We start from the raw sequence: 24,476 nt of genomic DNA, 5'->3' as shown, positions 1-24,476 counted from the left end.
GCCGGCAAAGTCGTACGGCGAACCGCACAGGTGAGCGACGTGGAAACAATTCGTGCCGACCGTGTGTGCGGGTCCGGAAGGTGTCTTGCGGCACTTCCTGCCATGACGTAGTTACGTGAATCATGAACCTGTTCACCCGTGCTGCGTCCCTGCGCCGCCCGGCTCCCCCCCCCCCCCCCCCCCCCACGCCCCCCGCCGCTCCCCAACACCGCCCCGGACAGCAGCAGTTCGCGCCGACCGGCGTGCTGGATCCGGCCCTCGCTGCACTGACCGGGGAGTGGGTCGTCGACCCGGCGCACAGCCGGATCGGCTTCTCCGTACGGCATGCCCTGGTGACGACCGTGCGCGGGGCGTTCACGGAGTTCGAGAGCCGCCTCTACTTCGACGGCCGCGACCCCTCGCGCTCGCGCGCCGAGATCGTCCTGTCCACCGCGTCCGTCGACACCGGCGTGGAACAGCGCGACGCCCACCTGGTCGGCCGCGACTTCCTGGACGCCCGCGCCTATCCGCAGATGCGTTTCACCAGTACGGCAGTACGCCTCGCGGGCAACGACGTCTACCGCATGACCGGCGACCTCACCATCAAGAACGTCACCCGCCCGGTGGACCTGGAGCTCACCTACATCGGCCATGTCACCGACGCGTTCGGGGACGAGCGGGTGGGCTTCGACGGCACGACCACCATCAACCGCTCGGAGTGGGGCCTGAGTTACAACCAGCGACTGGCGGAGGGCGGTGCGATGGTGAGCGAGAAGGTCCGCCTCCAGTTCGACATCGCCGCGATCCGCATGTCGTGACCCGCATGTCGTGACCCGCATGTCGTGACCCGCGCCGGCGCCGAACGGCTTCAGCGCCTCGGGGCGCGTGAGGAGAGCGGGGCCCGTCCTCCGGCGCGGCACGTGTCGGCCCCGCGGCTCACCCCTCCCGGGACGGGAGCGGCAGGAGCGTGGCGGTGAGGGTGTCGGCCAGCCATTCCTCGTAGGCGTCGGCCGACCAGCCCCGTCCCGCGGTGAGCTGGGTGAACAGCTGCGGTCCGGCCAGCGCCCAGACCGCGTCCACCAGACGGGCCGGATCCGCCCCCGTGCGCAGCACACCGGCCTCGTCGCAGTGCGTGACGAACCCGGTGACCCCGGTCAGCCGCTCCCGCTCGGCGGTCTCAAGGATCTCCCCGACCTCCGGCCCGGCCTGGGTGAGCAGGGAGAACAGCGCGGCCACGCGTTCATGGATGCCGCGCACGTACGCGGCGTAGAGCCGGAGCTTGGCGACCGGGTCCGCCGTGCGCAGGATCTCGCGAGTCTGGGGGCGGTCCGCCATGGGCACCGGTTCGTCGTCGCCAGCCAGCGTGATGTCCCACAGGGCCTTGACCATGCCCGGTTTGCCGCCGAACGACTTGTACACCGTCTCGGCCGAGACACCCGCCCGCTCGGCCACCGCACGGATGGTCGTGGCGTGGAACCCGTCCCGGAAGAGCAGCTCGCGGCAGGCCTCCAGCACCGCGGCACGGTTGCGGCGCGCGGCCTCGCGCCGGCGCTCGGAGTTGTAGGGCCGGCGTGGCGTCTCGCCTGCCATCGGCACTCCCCTTAATCTGTTACAGTCCGCTGTATCGAATATATCCAGCCCCGTTGCCGGAGGCTCTCATGTCCCGTCCCGCGACCGTGCGGGTGGCACCCGGCGTCCATCGCCTCGGCGATCACGGCGTCAACTTCTACCTGATCGAGGAGCCCGACGGCCTCGTCCTGGTCGACGCGGGGCTGCCCGCGCATCTGGAACAGCTCGGCGCGCTGCTGGACGACCTCGGCCGCCCCCTGGCCGACATCCGCGCCGTGCTCCTGACCCACGGCCATCTCGACCACACCGGCCTGGCCCACACCCTCCAGCAGGCCGGCGCCGGCATCTGGATCCACGAGCGGGACGCCGGCATCCTGCGCGACGGCCCGCGCAGCGCCAACCGCCATGCCGAGCCGGAGCGTTCGATGCTCCCCTACCTGCTGCGCCGCCCCTCCGCGCTCGCCCTCCCCCTCCAGTTGGCCCGCTCCGGGGCCTTCACCGCCCCCGCCGTGCAGGGCGCGCGGGTCTTCGACACCGACCTGGTGCTCAAGGACCTTCCGGGCGCCCCGCGGGCCGTCGTCATGGCCGGGCACACGCCCGGCAGCACCGCGTACCACTTCGCCGACCGTGGGCTGCTGTTCACGGGCGACGCCCTGGTCACCGCCGACGCGTTCTCCGGCCGCACCGGGCCCACGGTGGTGTGCCGCTGCTTCACCCACGACAGCCGCGCCGCGCTCGCCGCGCTCGACCGGCTCGACGAACTGCCGACGGCGGGCGTGCTGCTGCCCGGCCACGGCGAGCCCTTCACGGGCGGCGCCGCGACCGCGGCCCGGCTGGCACGCGAGTACGGCGTCCGCTGACGTCCCGATCCTCCCGATCCTTCCGAACTCCCCGAACTCCCCGAACTCCCCGAACTCCCCCAGGAGAAGACATGAGTTCCGCACCGTCGAACAGCGGCACGGAGACGAACGACACCGAGACGAACGACGCCGAGATGGCGGACTACCTCCGTCCGCGCGTCATGCACGTCCCCGCCGAGAAGGGCGTCGTCAAGTGGATGTCGGGCGACGTCTACTCGACCCTGGCGCCGGCCGCCTCCACCGGCGGCATCCTCGGCTTCACCGACTGCTGGCTGCCGCCGGGCGGCGGGCCGATAGCGCACGTGCACAGAAGTGCCGACGAGTCGTTCTACGTCATCTCGGGTGCGGTGGAGTTCCTGAACGGCGAGGAGACCTTCACGGCGAACCCCGGTGACTTCGTCTTCGTACCCCGGGGCACGCGGCACCGGTTCCGCAACCGCACCGACGAACGGGCGCACATGATCTCCTTCTTCACTCCCGGTGGAGGCGAGACGCTGTGGCTGGAAGGCGGGGACGACCCCGTCCCCGGCGAGGAGCCCCAGTTCTGGCCGGCGGAGCGCGGCATGGCCCTGGGACCGCTCCTCTCCCGGCCGGAGATCGACCTGGTGCTCCTGCCCGAGGCCCCGGACTTCGAGACCCCCGCCGACCAGGCCTGACCGAAGCCGAGCGCGCTGCACCGGGCCGCTGCCCGCTAGACTCCGGCAGGTGGTAACGGGGGTACAGGGGTACGAGTTCGGGCTGCTGGGGCCGCTGATCGGCCGCCGTGACGGGCGCGAGCTGGATCTGGGCAGCCCGATGCAGCGTGCGGTCCTGGTGCGGCTGCTGCTCGCCCAAGGACGTCAGTGCGGCCTCGACCACCTCGTCGACGCGCTGTGGGAGGAGCCGCCCGTCAACGCGGTGCGCTCGGTGCAGACGTACGTCTACCGCATCCGTCTCGCGCTCGGCGAGGAGCGTTCCCGGCTGGAGACCACGCCGGGCGGCTACCAGCTCGACATCCCGGAACAGGCCGTGGACGTCCTGCGTTTCGAGCGGCTCGTCCGCGAGGGCGAGGCGCTGCGGGCCGGGCGGCAGCCCGGCCCCGCCCTGCGCGCGTTCGACGCCGCGCTGGCACTGTGGTCGGGGGAGCCGCTGTCCGGCGTACCCGGCCCCTACGCCCAGCGGTACCGGCGGCGGATCGCCGAGCTGCGGCTGAACGCCCAGGTGGCGCAGTTGGAGTGCGCCGACGAACTGGGCGAGCACACGCGCGTGGCGACGGAACTGGTCTCGCTGATCGCCGACCATCCCCTGCGGGAGGACCTGTACGCGCTGCGCATGCGTGCGCTGCACCACGCCGGGCGGGCGGCCGAGGCGCTGGCGGTCTACGCCACGGCCCGCGAGACGATGGTGGCCGAGCTGGGCATGGATCCGGGGCCGGAGCTGCGCGAGCTGCAGGCACGCATCCTGAGCGGCACGGAGGCCCAGGACGCCTCGGAGGACCCCGAGTTCCCTGAGATCGCTGAGCTCCCGGAAGCCGCGACCGGTCTCCGCCCGCAGCAACTTCCGCCCGCGCCGGGCGACTTCGTCGGCCGGGAACGGCTGTGCGAGCGGCTCCGGCTCGCCCTGCGGCCCACCGCGGAAGCCGTCGCACTCTCGGTGCTCAGCGGCATCGGCGGCGTGGGAAAGACGGCGCTCGCGCTCCGCGTGGCCCACGGCATCCGCGGCGACTATCCGGACGGCCAGCTCTACGTCGACCTGCGCGGCGACGGCGACCAGCCCGCCGACCCCGCCGACGTGCTGGTCGACTTCCTGCTCGCCCTCGGCATGCCCGCCGCCGCGATCCCCGCGACGCCCAGCGCCCGCGCCGGGGCATACCGCACCCTGACCGCCGATCGCCGGATCCTGGTGCTGCTGGACAACGCGTCCGACACCGCCCAGGTGACCCCGCTGCTCCCGGGCACCCCCGGCAACGCCGCGCTGATCACGACCCGGCACCGCTCGCTCGTACCGCCGGGTGCGACACGGTTCGAGGTGCCGGTGCCCGATCAGCGGGAGGCGGTGGCCATGCTGGGCCGGTTCACCGGGGACGCCGAGATCGCCGCCGCCCCGGAACTCGCGCGCGAACTGGTCAGCGCCTGCGGCCAGTTGCCGCTGGCGCTGCGCATCATCGGGGCCCGTGCGGCGGCCCGTCCCGGACGCGGGCTCGGCGCCCAGTTGCTGCGCCTGCGCGCCGAGGAGCACCAGCTCGACGAGTTGCGGGCCGGTGGTATGTCGGTGGAGGCCACCTTCCAGGTCGGTTACCGCGCCCTCGCCCCCGAACAGGCCCGCGCGATGCGCCTGTGCGCGCTGCTCGACGCCGCCGACTTCCCCGTGGCGGTCGCGGCGGTGCTGCTCGACCGGCCCGAGGCGGAGACAGAGGAGCAGCTGGAGCATCTGGTGGAGGCCGGCCTGCTCGAACCGCACTCGGCGGACCGCTACCGCTTCCACGATCTGGTACGGGCGTTCGCGGCCCGGCGTGCCGACCGCGAGGACCCGGTCGCCGAACGCGAGGCGGCACTGGTGCGGTTGACGATGTTCCTGCACGCCACCCTGCTCCAGGCCATGAGCGCGACCGAGCAGGCCGGTTCGCTCACCACCCATCTCTTCTCCGTACCACTGCCCGGGCTGCGGTTCGCCGACGCCGAGCAGGCCCGTACCTGGCTGCTGGCCGAGCACACACTGCTGGTCGCCGTGTTCTCGCGGGTGCTGCGCGACATCCCGGACGCCTCGCGGATCGTCGCCGCCGCGCTGTCGGTGATCGCGGCGAGCGGTCTCTTCGCCGGGCCCGCGCACCAACGTGAGCTGGAACGCCTCGCCGACCAGGCGGTCGCGACGGCCGAATCGGGCGACGACCTCGCCTGGCAGGCGCAGACCCGGCACATCCGGGCCTGGCTCGCCTTCATCCGCGGTGACCTGACCGCGGCGGAGACCGACCTGCGCGAGGCGATCCCGCGTGAGCGCGCCGTCGACGAACCGGTGCCGTACTTCATGTCCACCCGGCTGCTGTCGGTCGTCCTGGCCGACCAGGGGCGGATGCCGGAGGCCCTCGGGTTCTTCGCCGAGTCGGAGGCCGTGGCCGGCTCCGAGGACGATCCGAACAGCCCGGCCTCCTTCCACCGGGAGGTGGGCCGCCTGTTCACCGCGCTGAGCTCGGACCGGGCGGAGGTGGACATCTCCGCGGCACAGCATGTGAACGAGGTCAGCGACCGCCTGCGACGGGCAGCGGCAAGGCTCTGAGCTGCGCGTTCACCCGTCGTCGACCGGATGCCGATCCCTGTTCGGCACGGTGGCCGGGTGACTGACACGCTCAAGATCGGTCTGGGCTCCCCCCAGTACGGTCCGTTCACCGACCCCGCCACGGTCTCGGAGTTCGCCGCCACGGTCGAAGCCATCGGCTTCGACAGCCTGTGGGTGGGCGACCGGGCCCTCGTACCGACCCGTCCCCGTGACCCGTATCCGGGTGGCGGTCCCGTACCGGAGGAGTACCGCACCTTCCTGGACCCCCTCGTCACCCTGTCCTTCCTGGCGCACGCCACCCGACGGCTGCGCCTGGGGACCAGCACCCTGAACGCGCCCTTCTACTCCCCGCTGCTGCTGGCCCGTTCGCTGACGTCCCTCGACATCCTCAGCCAGGGGCGGCTCGACATCGGGTTCGGGCTCGGCTGGTCGTCCGACGAGTACGAGGCCATCGGGGTGCCGTGGGCGGGGCGCGGGGCACGCCTCGAGGAGATCCTGGACGTCCTGGACCACGTCTGGTCCGGTACGGCGGCCGAGCACAAGGGCGCGCTGTGGACGATCCCGAGCGCGCATTACGAGACCTTCCCCGTGCAGCGTCCCCGCCCGCCGGTGCTCCTGGGCGGGTTCACCCCGGCCACGCTGGAACGTATCGGGCGGCGGGCGGACGGCTGGGCGGGCGTGGCCCTGCCGGTGCCCCAACTGGCCTACGTCATCAGCGAGATCAGGCGGATCGCGGAGGCGAACGGACGTGACCCCGAGGCCCTGCGCACCGTCGTGCGGGTCAACCCCGTGGTGACGGCCGAGGCCGCGCCGAGCGACGCCGTCCCGCACCGGGGAACGGTCGAGCAGGTGGCGGACCACCTGCTCGCCGCCCATGCGGCCGGGGCCGACGAGGTCCTCGTCGACCTCCAGCAGACCGCGCGGAACGCGGAAGAGCTGACGGACCTCGCACACCGCTTTCACGACCGACTGAGCAAGGGATAGGAGCAGCATGTCCGAGATGGTCGACCGAGCGGCCGGCTCGAAGCCGGACGTCCACGACATGGTGGTGGTGCATCGCAGCTTCCGGCAGGCGTGCGCGCAATTGCCGGACCTGGTGCGCGGAGTGCGAGCCGGCGACACCGCGCGGGCCGCGCTGGTCGTCGACGAGGTCCGGTTCATGCTCATGGGCCTGGAAGCCCACCACACCAGCGAGGACGAATACCTCTGGCCCCTGCTCGCGGACCGCGCGGCGGCGCACGCCGAGGCGATCGCGCGCATGGAGGAACAGCACCACCGGCTCGAAGAGCTGGTCACGAAGGTGACCGGCGCACTGGACGGACTGATGGCCGCCCCCCAGCCCGCCGTCTGCGCCGAGGTGGCGGACCAACTCACCGAACTCGGCCTGGTGTTGACCGCGCACATGGACGAGGAGGAGAGGACCATCCTGCCGCTGGCCGCCGAACATCTCGGCGTCGCCGAATGGGAGCGGCTCGGCGAGATCAGCCTGGCGAAGGTGGAGAAGAAGCATCTGCTGCGCGCCTTCAGCGCGTTGATGGCGGTGGCGACGCCGGCGGAGCGGCGCACGTTCCTCGCCAAGGCCCCCCTGCCGGCCCGCATCCTGTGGCGCCTGTCCGGCCGCCGCGCACACGCCCGCCGGGAGGCCCGTCTGTACGGGGCGTGAGCCGCCGGCGTGACCAGGATCGGTAGTTGACACTGGGCAACGTTCGTGAAGTCCCCCACCCCGGGACCGATCGAACGCATCAGCCCGAGGCCCGGGGTCAGAGGTGTGTTCGGCGCTTCGGTACACGGCAGGTCGCAGGCGGCGCCGGGGCGTTCACAACGTCGTGAGAGCCGAATCGACTGCCGCGGTCTCCCGGTCGGTGTGCGGCGCCCTGAGCAGTTCGTGGGCGAGGGCGGCCACCATGAAGGAGGCCGCGTAGCTGACGTCGACGCCGCCCAGCAAGTGTCCGATCGGACCGGTGTAGACGTCGGTGGCCATGAACGGCACCGACGCGCCGATGCCCAGGAAGAACGCCAGCAGTGCGCGGGGGCGTGTGCCCCGGTACGGGCCGGTCCGGTCCTGGAAGGCCGTGGGCTGCGGGTAGCCGCGGCCGCCCTGGTGCGTCCGGTAGAAGTCGATGAGAAGGATGGCCAGCCAGGGCATGACGAAGTAAGAGACCATCAGCAGGAACGTGTTGAAGTGCGACTGGAAGTTGCCGCCGCCCAGAAGGAGTGACAGCACACAGCCGACCGCTCCGCCGGCCACGACGACGGTGGTGCGGCGCAGGGGGAGGTCGCAGGTCAGACCGGCCATGGCGCCGCTGTAGAGATTGACGGCGTTGTGGGAGAGGGCTCCGGCCACGAAGACGGCCAGTACCAGTTTCAGCAGCGGTGCCGGCAGCACGACGCCGAGACCTGCGAGCGGGTCTCCGCCGGCCAGCGTGGTCAGTGCGGCGCCCAGCACCATCATCCAGGTGGCAGAGCTGAAGAGTCCGCCGAACGCCCAGAGGAACATGGACCGGGCGCGCCCGTTCGCGGGGAGGTAGCGCGAGTAGTCGGAGGCGTAGATGGTCCAGCTGACGGTGTAGGAGAACACGACGCTGCACACCAGCAGCCACGTGGTCACAGAGTGGCCCGAGGAGGCGTTGGTGGTCGCAGCGGGTCCGGTCCCGTGCACCACCACGGCGATGGACACGATGCCGAAGACCACCAGACTCGCGCGTGTCAGCCATCGGCCCATGGCTTGCAGGGTGTCGTAACCGAAGACGGCGATCAGCACGCTCAGCCCGGCGACCACCACGATCATCGGCGTGTACGGCAGTCCGGTCAGGTTCGTCAGTGAGCGCGCGCCGAGCACCGTGCCCAGGCTGAAGTAGCCGATGAACAACAGGATGCCGAGGAACGCGGGGACGTAGTTTCCCCGGTAACCGAACGCCGACCTGGTCATCGTGACCTGCGGTATGCCCAGGCGCGGCCCCATCACCGCGCAGGCGGCGGTGGCCAGCGAGCCGAGGAGGTTGCCGGCGGCGATCGCGGTGACGCTCCCGACGAGGCCCAGCCCGAGCGGCACGCCGGCACCACCGAGCACCACCGGTGCCAGGTAGACGACGGGTGCGAAGCGCATCGAGAACTGGTCCCGCTCGCGGCCGTGCCGACGGCTGTCGTCGACCCAGTCGATGCCGTGGTGCTCGGTGAGGGGTCTTTCCGTCCGGCCTGACACAGCACGGTCTTTCTTCATGGCGTCCTCTGGAGTGCGTGGTGGAGACGACGGGGCCCGCGCGGTGCCACTCGACGGTGTCGGTGTGTGGGCTGTGGTGCCCGTGGTGGCCCGCGCTCGGCTGCCGGGCCGCCGGCTCATCCGGGCGGTGGCTCACCGTTGCACCCAGAAAGTGACCTGTCAATAGGGTTACTCATTGCGGATAACAGCGCAGAGGTACTCGGTCTACCTGAACGACTTTCGCGACTTACGTCCAATTCTGACTCACTTGCGCAGGCGTGACTCAAGGATGGCTACCGCATTGACAGGTGCCACATCGCTACATCACCCTGATCTCGTCACCACATATACAGGTGACCTCAGAGCTGCTTCATGGACGAGGAACCCACCTTGCAAGATCAGAACGAGTACCTGTATTTCCTGCGTCGCGCTTTCGACGGGATGCTCGGAGTGCTGGAGGACCTGGGCGACGACCTGAGCAACGCCCGCCCCCCGCTGGCCGGTGCCAACTCCGTCTACGCGATCACGTATCACTGCGCGGCGGTCGCCGACTACTGGACCGGGCACGTCATCGCGGGGCGTGAGGTCGACCGTGACCGTGCCTCGGAGTTCACCGCCAGGGGCCAGGGACGGCAGCTGCGGCAGCAGATTGATGCGCTGTTCGAGCAGTTGGAGGCCGACCTCGCCTCGGTGGCGCCCGCGGCGCGACCGCTGAACACCCCGCCCGCCGACTTCGAGGGACCTGACCGCCCGCTGAGCGTGCAGGGCGTCCAGCTGCACGTGCTGGAGGAACTCGCCCAGCACCACGGCCAGATACAGATCACCCGCGATCTGCTCAAGCAGGGAGGCTCCGCATGAGCACCACAACGGCGCCGCGGCCGGTGCCGGGCTTCGACGATCTGGAGCGGGACTGGCTACGGGCGCGTGGCAGTGTGAAGTGGCATCGTCCGGGACCGCGCGTACTGCCCGCCTGGGTGGCGGACATGGACTTCCCCGTCCCTGCGGCCGTCACCGCCGCGTTGCGGGACGCCGTCGACCGTCGCGATCTGGGCTATCCGGACTGGCCGGACGGCAGCCCGCTGCGCACCGCCTTCGCACGGCGGATGGCCGACCGCTACGGATGGGCAGCAGCGGCGGAGCGGGTGCGCGAGCAGACCGACCTGATCCAGTGCCTCCAGCTGGTCCTGCACCTGGCGACCGGTCCGGGAGACGCGGTCGCCGTACAGACCCCGAACTACCCTCCGTTCCTGGCGACGTTGTCGACCATGGGGCGCCGGGCCGTGCCCGTCCCGATGCAGGACACCGACACGGGATGGCACATGGACCTCGCCGCGCTGGACGCGGCGGTGGCACGGAAGCACTGCAAGGTGCTGGTGCTGGTGAACCCGCACAACCCGACGGGCCGCGTCCTGACCCACGGAGAACTGGAGGAGATCGCCGCCATCGCCCGCCGGCACGACCTGCTGGTCATCAGCGACGAGATCCATGCCGAACTGACCTACGCTCCCCACCGGCACATTCCCTTCGCGAGCCTCTCCCCCGACGCGGCGCGCCGGACCGTCACGCTGACGTCCGCCACCAAGGCGTTCAACCTCGCCGCCATCCGCTGCGCCCTCACCCACTACGGACCGGACCGGCTGCTCGCCCTCCGCGACGCTCAGCCACCGGATCTGTACGGCACCGTGTCGCCCCTCGGAGTCGTTGCCACCCAGGCCGCATGGCGCGAGGGTGACGCCTGGCAACGCGAACTGCTGACCGTCCTGGACCGCAACCGCCGACGGGTCCACCAGGTGCTGCACGCACAACTGCCGCAGGTACGCCATCACCTGCCCGAGGCCACCTACCTGGCCTGGATCGACACCAGGCCACTGGGGCTCGGCGAACCACCGGTGGAGAGGGTGCTGAAAACCGGCAACGTCCTGCTGGACGGCGGGAGCCCCTTCGGTCCGGACGCGGACGGGTTCCTGCGCCTGAACTTCGCCACCTCGCACGCGGTCCTGGAAGACGTCCTGGCCGGCGTTACCCAGGCACTTGCCCCGCCGAGGAACGCCTCATGAGCCGTACGGGAACCAGAGCGCCGATCGTCCCCGCCTCCCGTTCCACGACGGCCGGCCCCTTCTCGCCCGGTATCCGTCTCGGGCCACTCCTTCAGGTGGCCGGCCAGGTCGGTATCGCACCGGCTCCGCCGGAAGGTTCCGCACCTGCCCCCGAGGCGTCGGTGCGCGCCCAGACGCGGCAGGCCCTCGGCAACGTGGGAGAAATCCTCGCCGAGGGCGGGACCGGATGGGAAGACGTCCTCATGATTCGCGTCTATCTCATCGCGACCAGCCACTTCGACGAGTTCAACGGCGCCTACCGTGACTACCTCGGCGAGCAGGGGTGCACGATCATGCCGGCTCGCACCACGGTCTATGTGGGGCTGCCACCGGGGTTGCTGGTGGAGATCGACGCGCTCGCCGTCCCCGACGACCGCTGACCGAGCCGGTGACACCGCCGGTGGCCTCCTGAGGTGCGCCCCCGCAGGAGGCCGCCGCCCGGCGTCTCGGACTGCCGTACGGCACGTTCCGGCGCCATCTGTCTGCGCCAGGGGCTCGACCTGCTGTGCGAGTCCCTGTGGCACAAGGAGCCCTACGGCTCGACAGTCCGAGTCCCACGGCGCAGGGGCCGTAGACAGCAGTGGACAGTGCCCGGCCCCGTCAGGGCCTGGAAAGTGGACATCCGTTGCGGCCAGGCTTCGAGTCATGGACACCGCGTCTCCCACGAACCCCGCCGGCCCCCGGCGTACGCGGCCCGCCCGTGAGCGGCTGGCGCGAACACATTGACACCGAAAAGTGTGAGTGGTTGAGTACTCACATGAAGAACGAACGTCCCCGCCAGTTGTCCACCGCCGAGGAGCGCCGCGAGACGGTGCTGCGCACCGCGATCGGCGCCTTCGCCGCCCGGGGGTACTGGGGCACCACCACGACCGAGGTGGCGAAGGCGGCGGGGATCTCACAGGCGTACGTCTACCGGCTGTTCCCGAACAAGGAGCTGCTGTTCACGGCGGTGGTCGAGCACTGCTTCGTACAGGTCAGAGCCTGCCTGGAGCAGGCCGCGGCCGAGGCGAGGGGGAGCTCGGCGGAGGTGGTCCTCGGGGCCATGGGGGCCGCCTACGCGCAGCTGATCAGCGACAACGACCTGATGTTGATCCAGCTTCACGCCCAGGCGGCGGCAGTGTCCGAGCCGGCCGTGCGCGAGGCGGTCCGGCAGGGGTACGCCCGGGTGGTGGAGTACGTGCGCGGCGCCTCGGGCGGGACGGAGGCACAGATCCAGGAGTTCTTCGCACGCGGGATGCTGTGCCACCTCATCGTCTCCATGGGGGCCGACGAGGTGGACGCCCCCTGGACCCGGACGCTGTCGGCCGGCATCAGGCACTACTGACGCCCGGCGCGACCGCGCGACGGGCTCATCGGCGGGGCAAACAGCCCCGCCCCCCTTAGGCATCACATGTGAGTGGTTAACCACACAGGGAGAACGCTGTGAAACCCACCGACACCACCGACCCCCGCCGCGGCCCCGGAACCGCGCTCGCGGCCCTGGCCGCGGCGCAGTTCACCGTCATGCTGGCCACCTCGATCGTGAACGTGGCCCTGCCCCAGATCCGCGACGGTGTCGGACTGTCCGACAGCGGCACCACCTGGGTGGTCAACGCCTACGGCCTCGCCTTCGGGGCACTGCTGCTGGTCGGTGGCCGGGCCGCGGACCTGCTGGGCCGCCGCCTGGTGCTACTGGCCGGACTCGCGGTCTTCGGGATCTCCTCGCTGGCGGCGGGCCTGGCCACCTCGTCCACGGTGCTGATCGCGGCCCGGGCGGTCCAGGGACTGGGCGCCGCGGCGATCGCCCCCGCCGCGCTGGCCCTGGTGATGGACCTGTTCCCGCCCGGCCCCGCCCGGGGCCGCGCCCTGGGGGTGTGGGGAGCGGTGTCCGGGGCGGGAGGCGCAGCCGGAGTCCTCCTCGGCGGTGTCCTCACCCAGGCATGGGGCTGGCAGTGGATCTTCTACGTGGTCGCCATCGGCACGTTCGCGGTCCTGGCCGCCGTAGCGGCGAGCGTGCCGAGGGCGAAGGCCACCGGTCGAGGGCGGTTCGACGTGATCGGCACCGCCACCGTGACCCTGGCGCTCACCGCCCTGGTGTGGGGGCTGACCTCGGCCCGCCGCTCGGGCTGGACGGACACCGCGGTCCTCGGGGCCTTCGCCGCCACCGCCGTATTGCTGACCGCGTTCGTCCTGGTCGAGCGCCGCCATCCGAACCCGCTGCTGCCGCCCCGTCTGTTCCGCACCGGACGGGTCAGCGCCGGCAACCTGCTGATGGCGCTACTGGGTTCGGTATGGATCGCCCTGTTCTTCTTCCTGCCCCTCTACCAGCAACAGGTCCTCGGCCTGAGCCCGCTGGTCACCGGGCTCGGTCAACTCCCGCTGGCCTTCGCCAACATGCTCGGCTCCACGCTGGCGCCCCGGATCTCCCGCCGGATCGGCTCCACCGCGACCGTCACCGGTGCACTGCTGGCGGAGGCCGCCGGACTGCTGTGGCTGTCCCGGATCAGCGTCGACGGCAGCTACCTCGCCGACGTCCTGGGCCCCACCGTCCTGGTCGGCCTGGGCCTGAGCGTCGCCTTCGTCCAGCTGACCGCCCTGTCCGTCGAGGGTGTCCCGCAGCAGGACGCCGGGCTGGCCGGCGGCCTGGTCAACACCACCCGGCAGGTCGGCGGCGCGATCGGACTGGCGGTGCTGGCCACCCTCGCCGGCACCACCACCGCACACGCGGCCGGCCACCAGCCGCACCTGGAATCGCTCACCGCCGGCTACCGCACCGCCTTCGCCGTCTCCGCCGCCGTCCTCGTGACCGCCGCCGCCCTCGCCCTGCTCCTCACCCGTCGCACCGAGGCCACGAGTCCGCGGCCGGCAGCACAGCCCGCGGCCGCCACCGACCGCCCGGCCTGACCGCACCCCACGACACGTCAACCGAGAGGAATCCCCGCCATGTTCACCATCGACGAGACCGCCCCCGTCATCGTCCGGCTGTCCACCGTGATCGACGCCCCGCTGGAGCGGGTCTGGGACCTGCACACCGACATCGACTCCTGGGCCGAGTGGAACGCGGACGTGGACGAGGCCAAGCTCGACGGCCCGCTGCTGCCCGGCACGTCCTTCCGCTGGAAGACCCACGGCCTGGACATCACCTCCACCATCCGCGAGATCGTCCCCGGCGAGCGCCTGGTCTGGGGCGGCCCCGCAGGCGGGATCGAGGGCGTCCACGTGTGGACCTTCCAGCGAACCGGCGACCAGGTCACCGTCCACACCGAGGAGTCCTGGAGCGGCGCCCCCGTCGAGGCCGCCACCGTCGAACTCGGCCAGGCCCTGAACAACTCCCTCACCACCTGGCTCACCGCCCTCAAGCCCCGCGCCGAGCACACCGCCTGACCCTCACCGCCACCAACCCACCCTTCACGGAAACGAGGTTCTGCCATGACCAGCACCGACAAGCCCTACCTGATCGGCCACTACACGCCGGCCGTCGACGAGATCAGCGCCACCGAGCTGACCGTCGAGGGCGCCCTGCCGCCGGAGCTGACCGGCCGGCTGATCCGCAACAGCCACAACCCCAAGCCCGGTGTCACCCCCACCCACTGGTTCAAGGGCAGCGGCATGGTCCACGGCATCCGGCTGCGTGAGGGCCGCGCCGAGTGGTACCGCAACCGCTGGGTGCGCACCCCCGCCCTGGACGGCGCCCCCTACATCACCGACAAGGGCGTCGACCTCACCGCCAGCACCGCCGGCACCCACGTCATCGAGCATGCCGGACGCCTCCTGGCCCTGTGCGAGGCCAACTTCCCCTTCGAGCTCACCCGGGACCTCGACACCGTCGGCGCCTACGACTTCGACGGCAAGCTGCGCAGCGCGATGACCGCGCACCCCAAGACCGACCCGGTCACCGGGGAGCTGCACTTCTTCGGCTCGTCGCCGTTCCCGCCGTACCTGATGTATTACGTCGCCGACGCCAAGGGCCAGGTCACGCACAGCGCCGAGGTCCCCGGGGCGACCGCCTCCCTCAAGCACGACTTCGCCGTCACCCGCCACTACGTGGTCTTCGTCGAGGGCACGGTCACCTTCGACCCGAACGAGCACTCCGGCATCCCCTACGGCTGGAACGACGCGCAGCCCGCCCGGATCGGCGTGATGCCCCGCGGCCCGCAGGGCGCCGAGAAGATCCGCTGGTTCTCCATCGAGCCGGGCAACATGCTGCACGCCGGCAACGCCTACGAGGACGCCGAGGGCCGCATCGTCCTGGAGGGCCCGACCGTGGACAAGGAGGGCTTCCAGCTCTCCTGGAACTGGTGGGTCGGCGCGCCCGGCCGCGGCTCCGAGCCCAACACCCGTTCCTACAACCGCCGTTGGGTGATAGACGTGGCCGCCGGCAGCGTCGACGAGCAGATCATCGACGACCTCGCCGTCGAATTCCCCACCCTGAACGAGGACTTCCTCGGCGTCGAGAACCGCTATCAGTACGCGGTTTCCTTCCCCGACCAGGAGGGTTACGGCGGCTACGGCATCGTCAAGTACGACCGCACCACCGGCGCCCGCCGCATCCACCAGGCCGGCGACGCCCGCCTGCCCAGCGAGGCCGTTTTCGTCCCGGCCGCCGGCGCCACCCGCGAGGACGACGGTTACCTGCTCACCGTCATCTCCGACCTCAAGCAGGACGCCTCCCAGCTCCTCGTCCTGGACGCCTCCGGCCTCGACCGGATCGCCACCGTCCATCTCCCGCGCCGGGTGACCGGCGGCATCCACGGCTCCTGGATCCCCGACGCCGACATCGACGCCGCCAACAGCTGAACCCCGCCGGCCGGGGTCCGGGGGACTCCCCCCCCCGGGCCCTGGCCGGGCCGCCGGTGCCCACCCCGGATTCCGGAGCCGGCGGCAGACCCGACGCGCAGACCATCCCAGGAAGGGAAACCCCCGATGCCGGTCGACGCCGCGCTCCTTACCGTCCACGTCCTCGCGGTCCTGACGATGCTGGCCAGCCTGGCAACCGACTGGATCGGCGTCCTGCGCCTGCGCCACGCCACCACCCTCGCCCAGGCCCGCAGAGGCGTCGCCATCCTCGAAATGTCGGCCGCTTTCGGTGTCTGGGGCCGCCTCGCCGTCCTGGCCACCGGGCTGTGGCTGGCCATCGACGCCTGGCACTGGCAGGGCTGGATCATCGCCGGCCTCCTCGGCTGGACCGCGCTCGTCGCCCTCGGCGAACCCCTGACCGGCAAGGACCTCCGCAAGATGGCCAAGGCCGCCCGGAAAGCCGACGACGACGTCACGCCCAAGCTGGCCGCCAAGATCTACCACCCCCGCCTCTGGTCCTCCGTACTCACCCGCACCGGCGTCGGTGCCGCCGTCCTCGCCGTCATGCTCGCCAAACCCGGCCTGATCCCCGCACTCGCCCTTCTCCTCGGTGGTTACGCCGTCGGCGCCCTCACCGCACGGCTGACCGCCGCACACCAAACGCTGCCCACTGCACCGGGCAGTCCCCTCGACCCGTGACGATCACCGACCACCCCGCCCGGAGATCCTGATCCGGGGAGGGGACCGCGCGGCCCGAATCCCCCGCGGGCGGCGCACCGCGCCCCGCCCGCACCCCGCGCGGGCGGGGCGCCCCCCAGCAAGCACCTGAGCAGCAGCCAGAGAGCAGGCCGCCATGACCACCGCCCGGACCATCCGCCAGCGCGCCCACGACGACTTCGTCCGGGAGATACGCGACATCGCACGCCGCCTGCTCGCCCAGCACGGCATCCAGGCCCTCTCCCTGCGCGCGGTGGCCCGGGAGATCGGCGTCACGTCCTCGGCGCTCTACCGCTACTTCCCCGGCCGCGCGGCCCTCCTGAACGCCCTGGCCGACGACGCCCACCACAACGCGGCGGACTTCGTCGAGCACCGAGTCGCCGACTGCGCCCCCGCCACCCCGGCCCTCAGATGGCGCACCGCCTGCCACGCGCTCCGGGCATGGGCGCACGAGCACCCCCACGAGTTCGCGCTGCTCTACGCCCCCGCGCCGGCAGCGAACGGACCCGGCTCACCCGCCCCCGCCGCGTCACGCATCCCGCTCCTCCTGGCCGGCATCCTCACGGACCACCGGGACGCGGACACGATGCCACGCATGTTCACCGGATGGACCCAGCTCATCGGCGCCATCACCCTCGAAACCAGCGGACATCTCCGCGACCACGGCGACACCTGCTTCAACGGCTCTGTCGACCTCATGACGGCGTTCCTGCTGCCCCCGCCGGATGCGCGGTGAGAGGCCTCACGTTCCGGTTTCGGCCACGGCCTGCTGCTTCTTCCGCTTCCGGTAGCTGGCGGCCTTGTTCCTGTTCCCGCACTCCGCCATCCCGCACCACCGTCTCGCTCCTGAGCGGGACAGATCGACGAACAGACGCGTGCAATCCGCGTTGGCGCACTCCCTCATCCGCGGAAACTGGTCCGAGCTCAGCAGGTCGACCGCGTCTCGGGCGATAGCCCCGAGGATCTCGTCAGTACTGCCGGTGCGCGTCAGCCGTCCCGTCTCGTCGAGCTGATGCTTCGGCAACGGAAGCCGGGCCGCTTCGTTCACTTCGGCAAGGGCATCCCGGGCACCGGTGTCCGGAGGGTTCCCCGGGGACCAGGCTCTGACAAGCGTGTACACGGCCTCACGCAGCCGGCAAACCCGGTCCAACGCTCGGGCGTCCATCGTGCCGGGATCGTCCAGAAGGTCTGCCTGACGGACCCAGAGCCGCAGGTCCTCCGGAGAGTTCAGCAGTTCCGTGCGGAGGCTGCGCCGCCACAACTGGGTACCCGCAAGGTCGAGGCACAGACGACCACTCACAAAGACAAACTCAGCCACGTACCCATACTGACAGGTGACGCACCCCGCGTCGATATCGGACCTCGCGCGAGGTCATCGCAGACAGGGCACCCGTGCCGCCCCTGCCTCAGCTCGACAAGTCCCTCATTCGTCGCCCTCTTGGCAGGTGACGAAGGGTGAAACTATCGACCTACGCCGTGCTCCCTGTCCGCGGCTCAGGTCAGCGGCAGCCGCATGATCGTGAGGTCGAACCAGCGACCGAACTTGGTGCCCGCCTCCGGCACCGTGCCGATGTGGTGGAACCCGAACCGTTCATGCAGCCGGATGGATCCGGCGTTCCCGGATTCGATGTCGGCGATCACGGCGTGGTGGCCCGCATCACGCGCCGATGCGATGAGGGCGGCCAGCAACGCGGAGCCGATGCCGAGCCCGTGCCGGCCTTCGCGGACGTACACCGAATCCTCCACGGTGTGGCGGAACCCGTCCAGATCCCGCCACGGCGCATAGACCCCGAAACCGGCCACCTCGCCCGCCGCCTCGGCCACGAACGCCGTGCCACGCTCGAGGTGGGCGCGCAGCCAGGCGGCCCCCTCCGTAGCGGACTGCGGTGTCTGCGTCCACAGGGCCGTCGAGTGTTCGATCGCGTGATTGCGGATGGCACGGACGGCCTCCGTGTCACCGGGGTGGGCCGGGCGTACCGTCACCGCCCGGCTTCTCTCGTATATTGGATTCATGTCCAACATAGTAGATCCTCTGGTGCGACAGATCGCGGACCGTGTCCGCACCGAGCGGGAACGCCGCCGATGGACGCTGGCCCAGCTCGCAGACGCCTCAGGTGTCTCCCAGGCCATGATCAGCAGGATCGAGCGCGGCGAGAGCAGCCCCACCGCCGTCGTCCTCGGCAAGTTGTCCGCCGCCTTCCAGCTCAGCGTCTCCTCCCTGCTTGCCCTCGCCGAGGGAACGGCCGAAGGAACACAGGGCGACTCGGGCGATATCGCGGGGGTGCGCCGCCAGGCCGACGCGGCCGAGTGGCGCGACCCCGACACCGGCTACCGGCGCCGCCAGATCACCGGGCCCCAGTTCCCCGCGGAGATCGCCGAGATCCACCTGCCCGCCGGAGCCCGCGTGCCGTATCCCGCCGCGGCCTTCGTCTTCGTACGACAGGTCGTCTGGGTCCTCGACGGCCGGCTGACCTTCCATGACGGCGACACGGTCCACGAACTCGACGCGGGCGACACCATCGAACTCGGCGATCCCACCCCGCGCGTCTTCGCCAACACCACCGACGCCGACTGCCGCTACGCCGTCATCCTCACCCGCGCCACACAGCCATGACCCGCCTCCTTCCCCGAGGCGGCACGTTCCTCCTGGCCGTCATAGCCGGAACGGCGATAGCGAACAACTACGCCATCCAGCCCGCGCTCACCTCCGTCGCCGCCGACCTGGACGTCCCTCTCTCGCTGATCGACCTCGTGCCGACCGCCGCGCTCACGGGGTGCATGACCGGCTTCGCCCTCCTGCTCCCCCTCACCGACCACCTCGCCCCCAACCGCCTGGTCACCGCACAGCTCACCGCCCTGGCCGCCGGCCTCGCCCTCGCCGCGGCCGCGCCCGACGCAGCCGTGCTCCTGGCCGCCTACCTGGTCATCGGCGCCGCCGCCGGCGTCGCGGCCCAGGCGAGCAGCGTCGCCGGCCGCCACGCCCCACCCGGGCGCAGCGGAAGGGGGGTCGCGATCGTGGCCGCCGGCATGTCGGCCGGCATCCTGCTCAGCCGCCTGGCGGGCGGCGCACTCACCGACCTCCTCGGCTGGCGGCGGATGCTCCTCGTCTTCGCCGCCCTCGCCCTGCTCGGCGCGCTCTCGGCCGCCACGCTCCTGCCCCGGCAGCGTCCGCACTCCGGCCGCAGCTACCGCGCCACCCTCGCCGCACTGCTCCCGCTCCTGCGCCACCATCCGCAACTGCGTCGCGCGGTGGCCACCGGCGGGCTGTGGTACTTCGCCTTCAACCTCACCTGGGTCGCCCTCGTCCTCACCCTGGCCCAGCCGCCCCACTCCCTCGCCCCGGCCGCCATCGGCCTGTACAGCCTTGCCGGACTCCTCGGCTTCGCCGTGCTCCCCCTCACGGGACGTCTCACCGACCGGTACGGCTCCCAAGCCGTGATCACCGCCGCCATGCTGGCCGCCGCCGCCGGAACCGCCCTGCTGGCCACCGGCCTGGACAGCCCGCCGGTCGCGGCAGTCGGCCTCGCGCTCTTCGACGCCGGCTGCTTCGCCGCCCAGGCCGCGAACCAGAGCCGTGTCATCGCCCTCGACCCTCACCGCTCCGGCAGCCTCAGCAGCGTCTATCTCGTGTTCTACTTCGCGATCGGCGCCGTCGGCACGGGCCTCGCCGCACCCCTGCTCAACACCCTCGGCTGGCAGGGCACCGCCCTCACCGCCCTCGGCGCGCTGCTGATCGCCGCCGCCCTCGGACGCACCGGCATCCGGCAGACTCGCTGAGCAGAAAAAGGTCCGCACCGGATCCGCCGACGGCTCCGGAACAGAAGTCGGTGATGGTGCCGGTGAGAATGTCGGTGAGGCGGTCCAGCGAGGCCAGGTCGACGTACTCGGTGGCCGCGTGGGCGCCCTCGCCGTCGACGCCGAAGAGCAGACAGGGGATACCCGCGCGGTCCAGGAGGGCGCAGTCCGTCCAGAAGGGCTCGGCGCGTATCACCGGCGGGTGGCCGAGGGTCTGCTCGGCGTGGTGGGTGAGAGTGCGGACGATCAGGGCTTCGGGGTCGGCTTCGAAGGGTTCGCGGTGCAGGCCGCGGGCCAGGCGGTAGCGGAAGTCGGGGACCGTGGCGGCGAGGCGGTCGAGGACGTCGGTCAGTTCCCGCTCGACACTCTCAGCGCTCTCACCCGGTACGGTGCGGCGCTCCAGGGTGATGCGGCAGCGCGCGGGGTAGGTGGACGGTTCCTCGCCGCCGTGGATGACGGAGGCGTGTACGGTCCCGGTGCCGAGGAGGGGATGCGCGGGCCCCTGCGCGAGGTGCCGGCCCAGTTCCTCCAGGGCGACCAGGAAATGCCCCGCTTTGGCGATGGCGTCGATGCCGAGCTCGGGCCGCGAACCATGGGCGGCACGGCCCTCGATCTCCACGTCGAACCATGCGAAGCCCTTGTGGGCGAGGGTGACTTCGAGATGGCTGGGCTCGGTGACGATCGCCGCGTCGGCGGTGAAGGACTCCAACACCTCCTCGGTGCCGAGGCTGCCGTGCTCCTCGTCGGCGACACAGGCGAGCAGCACGTCGCCGCGCAGGAAGCCGTGGGCGGTGGCGCGGGCGGCGGCCACCATCATGGCCGCGATGCCGGCCTTCATGTCGAAGGTGCCGCGGCCGTACATCCTGCCGTCGCGGATCTGTGGGTCGAGCGGGTCGCCGTCGTAGCCGGCGAGGCCGACCGTGTCGAGATGGCCGTTGAGCATCAGGGACCGACCGCCGCCGGTGCCGCGGGCGACAGCGACGAGCGAGGGCCTGCCGGAACGCCTCTCCAGGGTGTGGACCTCGAAGCCGTGGGCGGCCAGCCATTCGCCGCAGAAGCCGGCGATGACGGTCTCGCCCGCGCCACCCGGAACGAGGTCCGGATTGACGGAGTCGATGGATACCAGATGGGCCAGCAGTCGGCCGACATCCGGGTCCAAGGGCTCGGGGAACATGTGATCCTTCCGCTTCTCCGGGTTCAGTGGCCCGCGGTGGCGTGCGGGTTCGCGGCCGTGCCCTCGGTGCTCAGCAGCACGACCACCGAGGACGCGTCGAGTCCCAGTGCCGTACGGCGTTCTTCGGCGCCCGCACCGGCGAGCACCGCGCGGAGGCCGGCCAGCGCCGCGGCCCCGCAAGGACCCGAGGAGACACCGAGGTCTGCGAGATCACCGGCTGCGTCCGCGCTGTCGAGGTCGGCGACGGCGACCGCGGCGTCCAGCCCGCCGCGCAGGAAGGGCCAGGCGATGCTGGACGGGGTGCCGCAGTTCAGCCCGGCCATGGTGGTGTCCCCGGTGGAGACGCTGACGGGTTCGCCGACGTTGAGGCTTTCGAGGACGCAGGCCGCAGCCTCGGGCTCGACCGACAGCAGCGCCGGAGCCCGCCCGGACGGGCGGCTGCGGTAGTGGGTGACGACGGCCTGGGCCAGTGAGCCCACGCCCACGGGTATGGCGACGAGGTCGGGGCCCTGGGCGTATCCTCCGTCCGCCAGTTGCTCGTCGATCTCGGCGCAGAGGGTGGAGTAGCCCTCGACGATCCACCCCGGGATCCGCTCATAGCCCGCCCAGGCGGTGTCCTGGACGAGGACCGCGTCCGGCCCCGCAGCCGCCTCGGCCGCCAGGCGCACGGCCTCGTCGTACGCCCCCGCGACCTCGGTGACCGTCGCCCCCTCAGCGGCGATGGCCGCCACGGCCTGCGGATGCACACCCCGCGGCACGAAGACGTGGGCGCGCTGTCCGAGCAGGCATGCCATACGGGCCACGGCCCGGCCGTGGTTGCCGTCGGTGGCGGTCACCAGGGTGACGGGGCCCGGTTCCTTTCCGCTCGCGGCCCGCTCGGCAAGGATGCGGTGGACCGCCCAGGAGGCACCCAGCGCCTTGAACGCGGGCAGCCCGAGACGGGACGACTCGTCCTTGACGAAGACCCGGCCCACCCCCAACTCCGCGGCCAGCTGGGGGAGTTCGGTCAGCGGGGTGGGTGAGTAGCCGGGCAGCGCGGCGTGAAAGCCCCGCACCTCGGCGGATACGGGTGCACACCGCCAGGCACGGGCACCGGGCCGCACAAAGCACGGCAGCGTACGGAGGGAGGAGGAAGCGTTCTCAGTCACACGATCAGGGTCCGATCTTCACCTACGATCGGTCCAGCGAATGTTTCCTACCTATAGTCATCGGAAAAACCGACCGATCGAGCCCACGGCAAGGAGCGCGGTCCGCCGATGTTCGACTTGCACCGACTGCGCCTGCTGCGCGAGCTCAAGCATCGCGGCACGCTCGCGGCCGTCGCCGCCGCCCTGTCCTACGCCCCCTCCTCCGTCTCCCAGCAGCTCTCCCAGCTGGAGGCCGAGGCCGGTGTCCCGCTCCTGGAACCGGTTGGGCGGCGGGTACGGCTGACCGCGCAGGCCGAGATTCTCGTCGCTCACACCGAAGCGGTGCTCGAACGCCTGGAGCGCGCGGAGGCGGACATCGCCGCCTCCCTGACCGACCTGACCGGCACCCTGCGCGTCGCCTCGTTCCAGACGGCCGCCCTGACCCTGGTCCCGCCCGCACTCGGCCTGCTGCGCGACCGGCACCCCCAACTGCGGGTCCACGTCACCCACATGGAACCGGTGAAGTCCCTGCCCGCCCTGCAGGCCCGCGACTTCGACCTGGTCCTCGCCGAGGAGTACCCCGGCAACCCCAACCCCCGGCCCACCGAACTCGAACAGGAGGACCTGCTCGACGACCCCCTGTACCTCGCCCTGCCCGAACGGGCCGACGGCCCCGGCACCGAGGGCCCGACGGCGGCACTGCGCCGACTCGCCGACCACCCCTGGGTGATGGAACCCGAGGGCACCCCTGCCCGCCACTGGACCACAGCCCTGTGCCGCAACGCCGGCTTCGAACCCGACGTACGGTTCGAGACCACCGACCTCCTGCTCCATCTCCGCCTGGTCGAGCAGGGACACGCGGCCGCCTTCCTGCCCGACCTCGTCTGGAACGGGCGGCCCCCGACCGTCGCCCTGCGGGAACTCCCCCGCGGTCAGCGCACCCGCCGGATCTTCACCGTCGTACGCCACGGCCGCAGCCGACACCCCGCGATCCTGGCCTGCAGGAGCGCCCTCCTGCGCACGGCTGCCTTGCCTGCCGGCGAGGCTTAGGGGCAATCGACCTCAAGTCCAGGCCGCACCGGTCACCCGCGGGTGTGCCGACGCGCGCGCATGAGCTGCTGCACCACGAGGTGCCCCGATCCTCCGCCGAGGCCGAGGCCGAGGCCGGGATGGGTGGAGGCACCGATGTGCCACAGACCGGCCACCGGGGTCGCATGCCGGGACGCCGCGGGCAGCGAGCGCCACAGCAGGTTCTGGTCGAGTTCGGCGGATCCTCCGTAGGGGTAGCCGCCCACCGCGTTGGGGTTGTGCCGGGCGAGGTCGTCGGGGGTGACGGCATCCCAGGCGAGCGTCTTGCCTGGCAGATCGGGCGAGTGCCGGGCCACGCGTGCGAGCACCCGGCGGGCGTAGCCGTCGGTCAACCCCTTCGTCCAGCCACCGGTGACATCCAGCTCGTCCGCCGCGTCGCCTTTCGGCTCGTAGGGCAATTCCTGCGGTTGCAGCCAGTGCGGCGGCCCCTTCGGGTACGCGCGACGGGTCGAGGACGTGCTGCCGGCCCACGACCACCGTGGGCCGGCGGGGCAGCGGGCCCGCCTCGGCCTCCGCGCAGGCGATCGCGGTACTCGCCGATCCGTCGCTCACATGCAGCCGCACGCCCGTACCGGGAGCGCCGGGCTTGGTCGCGTACCACGGGCGGGACAGGGGCGTCATCGGGCAGCAGATCTCCGTACAACGCGGTCGGGGTCACAGAGGCGAGGACGGCGCGACGGGCCCGGATGGTCTCACCGCCACAGACGACACCGCGGACCCTGCCGTCGCTGACGAGCAGCCGCTCCACCGGCCGGCCGGTGCAGACGTCCACGCCGAGCTCACCGAGCAGTGCCTCGAAGGCGCTGACGGCTGACGAAGTTCCCGGCTCCGCCCGCGACCACG

The 24,476-nt window shown here is 71.5% G+C and carries 25 protein-coding genes; 18 read left to right on the top strand and 7 right to left on the bottom strand.

What is annotated here, in order from left to right; translation table 11 throughout:
- The first annotated feature begins 122 nt into the window (after positions 1-122).
- On the top strand, positions 123-797 hold the full coding sequence (locus MQP27_RS42790) for a YceI family protein (protein WP_242775727.1): 675 nt from the start codon (positions 123-125) through the stop codon (positions 795-797).
- Positions 798-915: 118 nt separating this feature from the next.
- Here MQP27_RS42790 and MQP27_RS42785 read toward each other — a convergent pair whose 3' ends face one another.
- Positions 916-1,569 carry a TetR/AcrR family transcriptional regulator gene (locus MQP27_RS42785; RefSeq protein WP_242775726.1) on the bottom strand — a complete coding sequence of 218 codons (654 nt, stop codon included), beginning with the start codon at positions 1,567-1,569 and terminating at the stop codon, positions 916-918.
- Between the two features lie 68 nt (positions 1,570-1,637).
- Between MQP27_RS42785 and MQP27_RS42780 the strand changes: the two genes are divergently transcribed.
- From MQP27_RS42780 to MQP27_RS42760, 5 genes are all read left to right on the top strand, one after another.
- A complete protein-coding gene (locus tag MQP27_RS42780; RefSeq protein ID WP_242775724.1) occupies positions 1,638-2,408 on the top strand; it encodes an MBL fold metallo-hydrolase in 771 nt (256 codons plus the stop codon).
- A gap of 71 nt (positions 2,409-2,479) precedes the next feature.
- The gene (locus tag MQP27_RS42775; RefSeq protein ID WP_242775723.1) at positions 2,480-3,064 is read left to right on the top strand and encodes a cupin domain-containing protein; all 585 of its coding nucleotides are present in this window, start codon (positions 2,480-2,482) and stop codon (positions 3,062-3,064) included.
- Positions 3,065-3,113: 49 nt separating this feature from the next.
- Positions 3,114-5,660, top strand: a complete 2,547-nt coding sequence (locus MQP27_RS42770) for an AfsR/SARP family transcriptional regulator (protein WP_242775720.1) — start codon at positions 3,114-3,116, stop codon at positions 5,658-5,660.
- Positions 5,661-5,717: 57 nt separating this feature from the next.
- Positions 5,718-6,644: a TIGR03619 family F420-dependent LLM class oxidoreductase gene (locus tag MQP27_RS42765; protein WP_242775718.1), complete on the top strand. Its 927-nt coding sequence runs from the start codon at positions 5,718-5,720 to the stop codon at positions 6,642-6,644.
- A 7-nt stretch (positions 6,645-6,651) separates the two neighbouring features.
- Positions 6,652-7,323: a hemerythrin domain-containing protein gene (locus tag MQP27_RS42760; RefSeq protein ID WP_242775716.1), complete on the top strand. Its 672-nt coding sequence runs from the start codon at positions 6,652-6,654 to the stop codon at positions 7,321-7,323.
- A 153-nt stretch (positions 7,324-7,476) separates the two neighbouring features.
- Here MQP27_RS42760 and MQP27_RS42755 read toward each other — a convergent pair whose 3' ends face one another.
- Positions 7,477-8,880: a purine-cytosine permease family protein gene (locus MQP27_RS42755; protein ID WP_242775714.1), complete on the bottom strand. Its 1,404-nt coding sequence runs from the start codon at positions 8,878-8,880 to the stop codon at positions 7,477-7,479.
- A 369-nt stretch (positions 8,881-9,249) separates the two neighbouring features.
- On the opposite strand from MQP27_RS42755, the gene MQP27_RS42750 reads away from it, so the two are divergent.
- From MQP27_RS42750 to MQP27_RS42710, 9 genes are all read left to right on the top strand, one after another.
- A complete protein-coding gene (locus MQP27_RS42750; protein WP_242775712.1) occupies positions 9,250-9,717 on the top strand; it encodes a DinB family protein in 468 nt (155 codons plus the stop codon).
- The gene (locus tag MQP27_RS42745; protein WP_242775710.1) at positions 9,714-10,916 is read left to right on the top strand and encodes a MalY/PatB family protein; all 1,203 of its coding nucleotides are present in this window, start codon (positions 9,714-9,716) and stop codon (positions 10,914-10,916) included. The genes MQP27_RS42750 and MQP27_RS42745 overlap by 4 nt, the downstream gene beginning before the upstream one ends.
- The gene (locus tag MQP27_RS42740; protein WP_242775708.1) at positions 10,913-11,335 is read left to right on the top strand and encodes a RidA family protein; all 423 of its coding nucleotides are present in this window, start codon (positions 10,913-10,915) and stop codon (positions 11,333-11,335) included. Before MQP27_RS42745 ends, MQP27_RS42740 begins: the two co-directional genes overlap by 4 nt.
- A 377-nt stretch (positions 11,336-11,712) precedes the next feature.
- Complete coding sequence (locus MQP27_RS42735; RefSeq protein WP_242775705.1) at positions 11,713-12,279, top strand: TetR/AcrR family transcriptional regulator; 567 nt, start codon at positions 11,713-11,715, stop codon at positions 12,277-12,279.
- A 98-nt stretch (positions 12,280-12,377) separates the two neighbouring features.
- On the top strand, positions 12,378-13,838 hold the full coding sequence (locus MQP27_RS42730; protein WP_242775703.1) for a DHA2 family efflux MFS transporter permease subunit: 1,461 nt from the start codon (positions 12,378-12,380) through the stop codon (positions 13,836-13,838).
- A 39-nt stretch (positions 13,839-13,877) separates the two neighbouring features.
- On the top strand, positions 13,878-14,318 hold the full coding sequence (locus tag MQP27_RS42725; RefSeq protein WP_242775696.1) for an SRPBCC family protein: 441 nt from the start codon (positions 13,878-13,880) through the stop codon (positions 14,316-14,318).
- Positions 14,319-14,363: 45 nt separating this feature from the next.
- Positions 14,364-15,731, top strand: a complete 1,368-nt coding sequence (locus tag MQP27_RS42720; protein ID WP_242775694.1) for a carotenoid oxygenase family protein — start codon at positions 14,364-14,366, stop codon at positions 15,729-15,731.
- A gap of 126 nt (positions 15,732-15,857) precedes the next feature.
- Complete coding sequence (locus MQP27_RS42715; protein ID WP_242775692.1) at positions 15,858-16,430, top strand: hypothetical protein; 573 nt, start codon at positions 15,858-15,860, stop codon at positions 16,428-16,430.
- 154 nt (positions 16,431-16,584) lie between these two features.
- Positions 16,585-17,184, top strand: a complete 600-nt coding sequence (locus tag MQP27_RS42710) for a TetR/AcrR family transcriptional regulator (RefSeq protein ID WP_242775690.1) — start codon at positions 16,585-16,587, stop codon at positions 17,182-17,184.
- Positions 17,185-17,190: 6 nt separating this feature from the next.
- Here MQP27_RS42710 and MQP27_RS42705 read toward each other — a convergent pair whose 3' ends face one another.
- Positions 17,191-17,766 (bottom strand): CGNR zinc finger domain-containing protein, encoded by a 576-nt coding sequence (locus tag MQP27_RS42705; RefSeq protein WP_242775688.1) that lies wholly within the window; start codon positions 17,764-17,766, stop codon positions 17,191-17,193.
- A 176-nt stretch (positions 17,767-17,942) separates the two neighbouring features.
- Positions 17,943-18,461, bottom strand: a complete 519-nt coding sequence (locus MQP27_RS42700; RefSeq protein ID WP_242775975.1) for a GNAT family N-acetyltransferase — start codon at positions 18,459-18,461, stop codon at positions 17,943-17,945.
- On the opposite strand from MQP27_RS42700, the gene MQP27_RS42695 reads away from it, so the two are divergent.
- On the top strand, positions 18,460-19,062 hold the full coding sequence (locus MQP27_RS42695; RefSeq protein WP_242775686.1) for a helix-turn-helix domain-containing protein: 603 nt from the start codon (positions 18,460-18,462) through the stop codon (positions 19,060-19,062). The genes MQP27_RS42700 and MQP27_RS42695 overlap by 2 nt on opposite strands.
- Positions 19,059-20,225 (top strand): MFS transporter, encoded by a 1,167-nt coding sequence (locus tag MQP27_RS42690; protein ID WP_242775684.1) that lies wholly within the window; start codon positions 19,059-19,061, stop codon positions 20,223-20,225. The genes MQP27_RS42695 and MQP27_RS42690 overlap by 4 nt, the downstream gene beginning before the upstream one ends.
- On the opposite strand, the gene MQP27_RS42685 is transcribed toward MQP27_RS42690, so the two are convergent.
- Together MQP27_RS42685 and MQP27_RS42680 are read right to left on the bottom strand one after the other, a co-directional pair.
- Positions 20,158-21,417 carry an ArgE/DapE family deacylase gene (locus MQP27_RS42685; protein WP_242775682.1) on the bottom strand — a complete coding sequence of 420 codons (1,260 nt, stop codon included), beginning with the start codon at positions 21,415-21,417 and terminating at the stop codon, positions 20,158-20,160. The genes MQP27_RS42690 and MQP27_RS42685 overlap by 68 nt on opposite strands.
- Positions 21,418-21,440: 23 nt before the next feature.
- Positions 21,441-22,565, bottom strand: coding sequence for a diaminopropionate ammonia-lyase (locus MQP27_RS42680; protein WP_242775680.1), 1,125 nt, complete (start codon positions 22,563-22,565; stop codon positions 21,441-21,443).
- 108 nt (positions 22,566-22,673) lie between these two features.
- On the opposite strand from MQP27_RS42680, the gene MQP27_RS42675 reads away from it, so the two are divergent.
- Positions 22,674-23,594 carry a LysR family transcriptional regulator gene (locus MQP27_RS42675; RefSeq protein ID WP_242775678.1) on the top strand — a complete coding sequence of 307 codons (921 nt, stop codon included), beginning with the start codon at positions 22,674-22,676 and terminating at the stop codon, positions 23,592-23,594.
- A 32-nt stretch (positions 23,595-23,626) separates the two neighbouring features.
- On the opposite strand, the gene MQP27_RS42670 is transcribed toward MQP27_RS42675, so the two are convergent.
- A complete protein-coding gene (locus MQP27_RS42670; RefSeq protein ID WP_242775676.1) occupies positions 23,627-24,031 on the bottom strand; it encodes a hypothetical protein in 405 nt (134 codons plus the stop codon).
- Positions 24,032-24,476 lie beyond the last annotated feature (445 nt).

This window comes from Streptomyces cylindrosporus, from assembly GCF_022698165.1.
GTDB lineage: Bacteria > Actinomycetota > Actinomycetes > Streptomycetales > Streptomycetaceae > Streptomyces > Streptomyces cylindrosporus.
The sequence above is the reverse complement of the archived record's forward strand: the minus strand, read 5'-3'. Positions and strand labels throughout refer to the sequence as shown.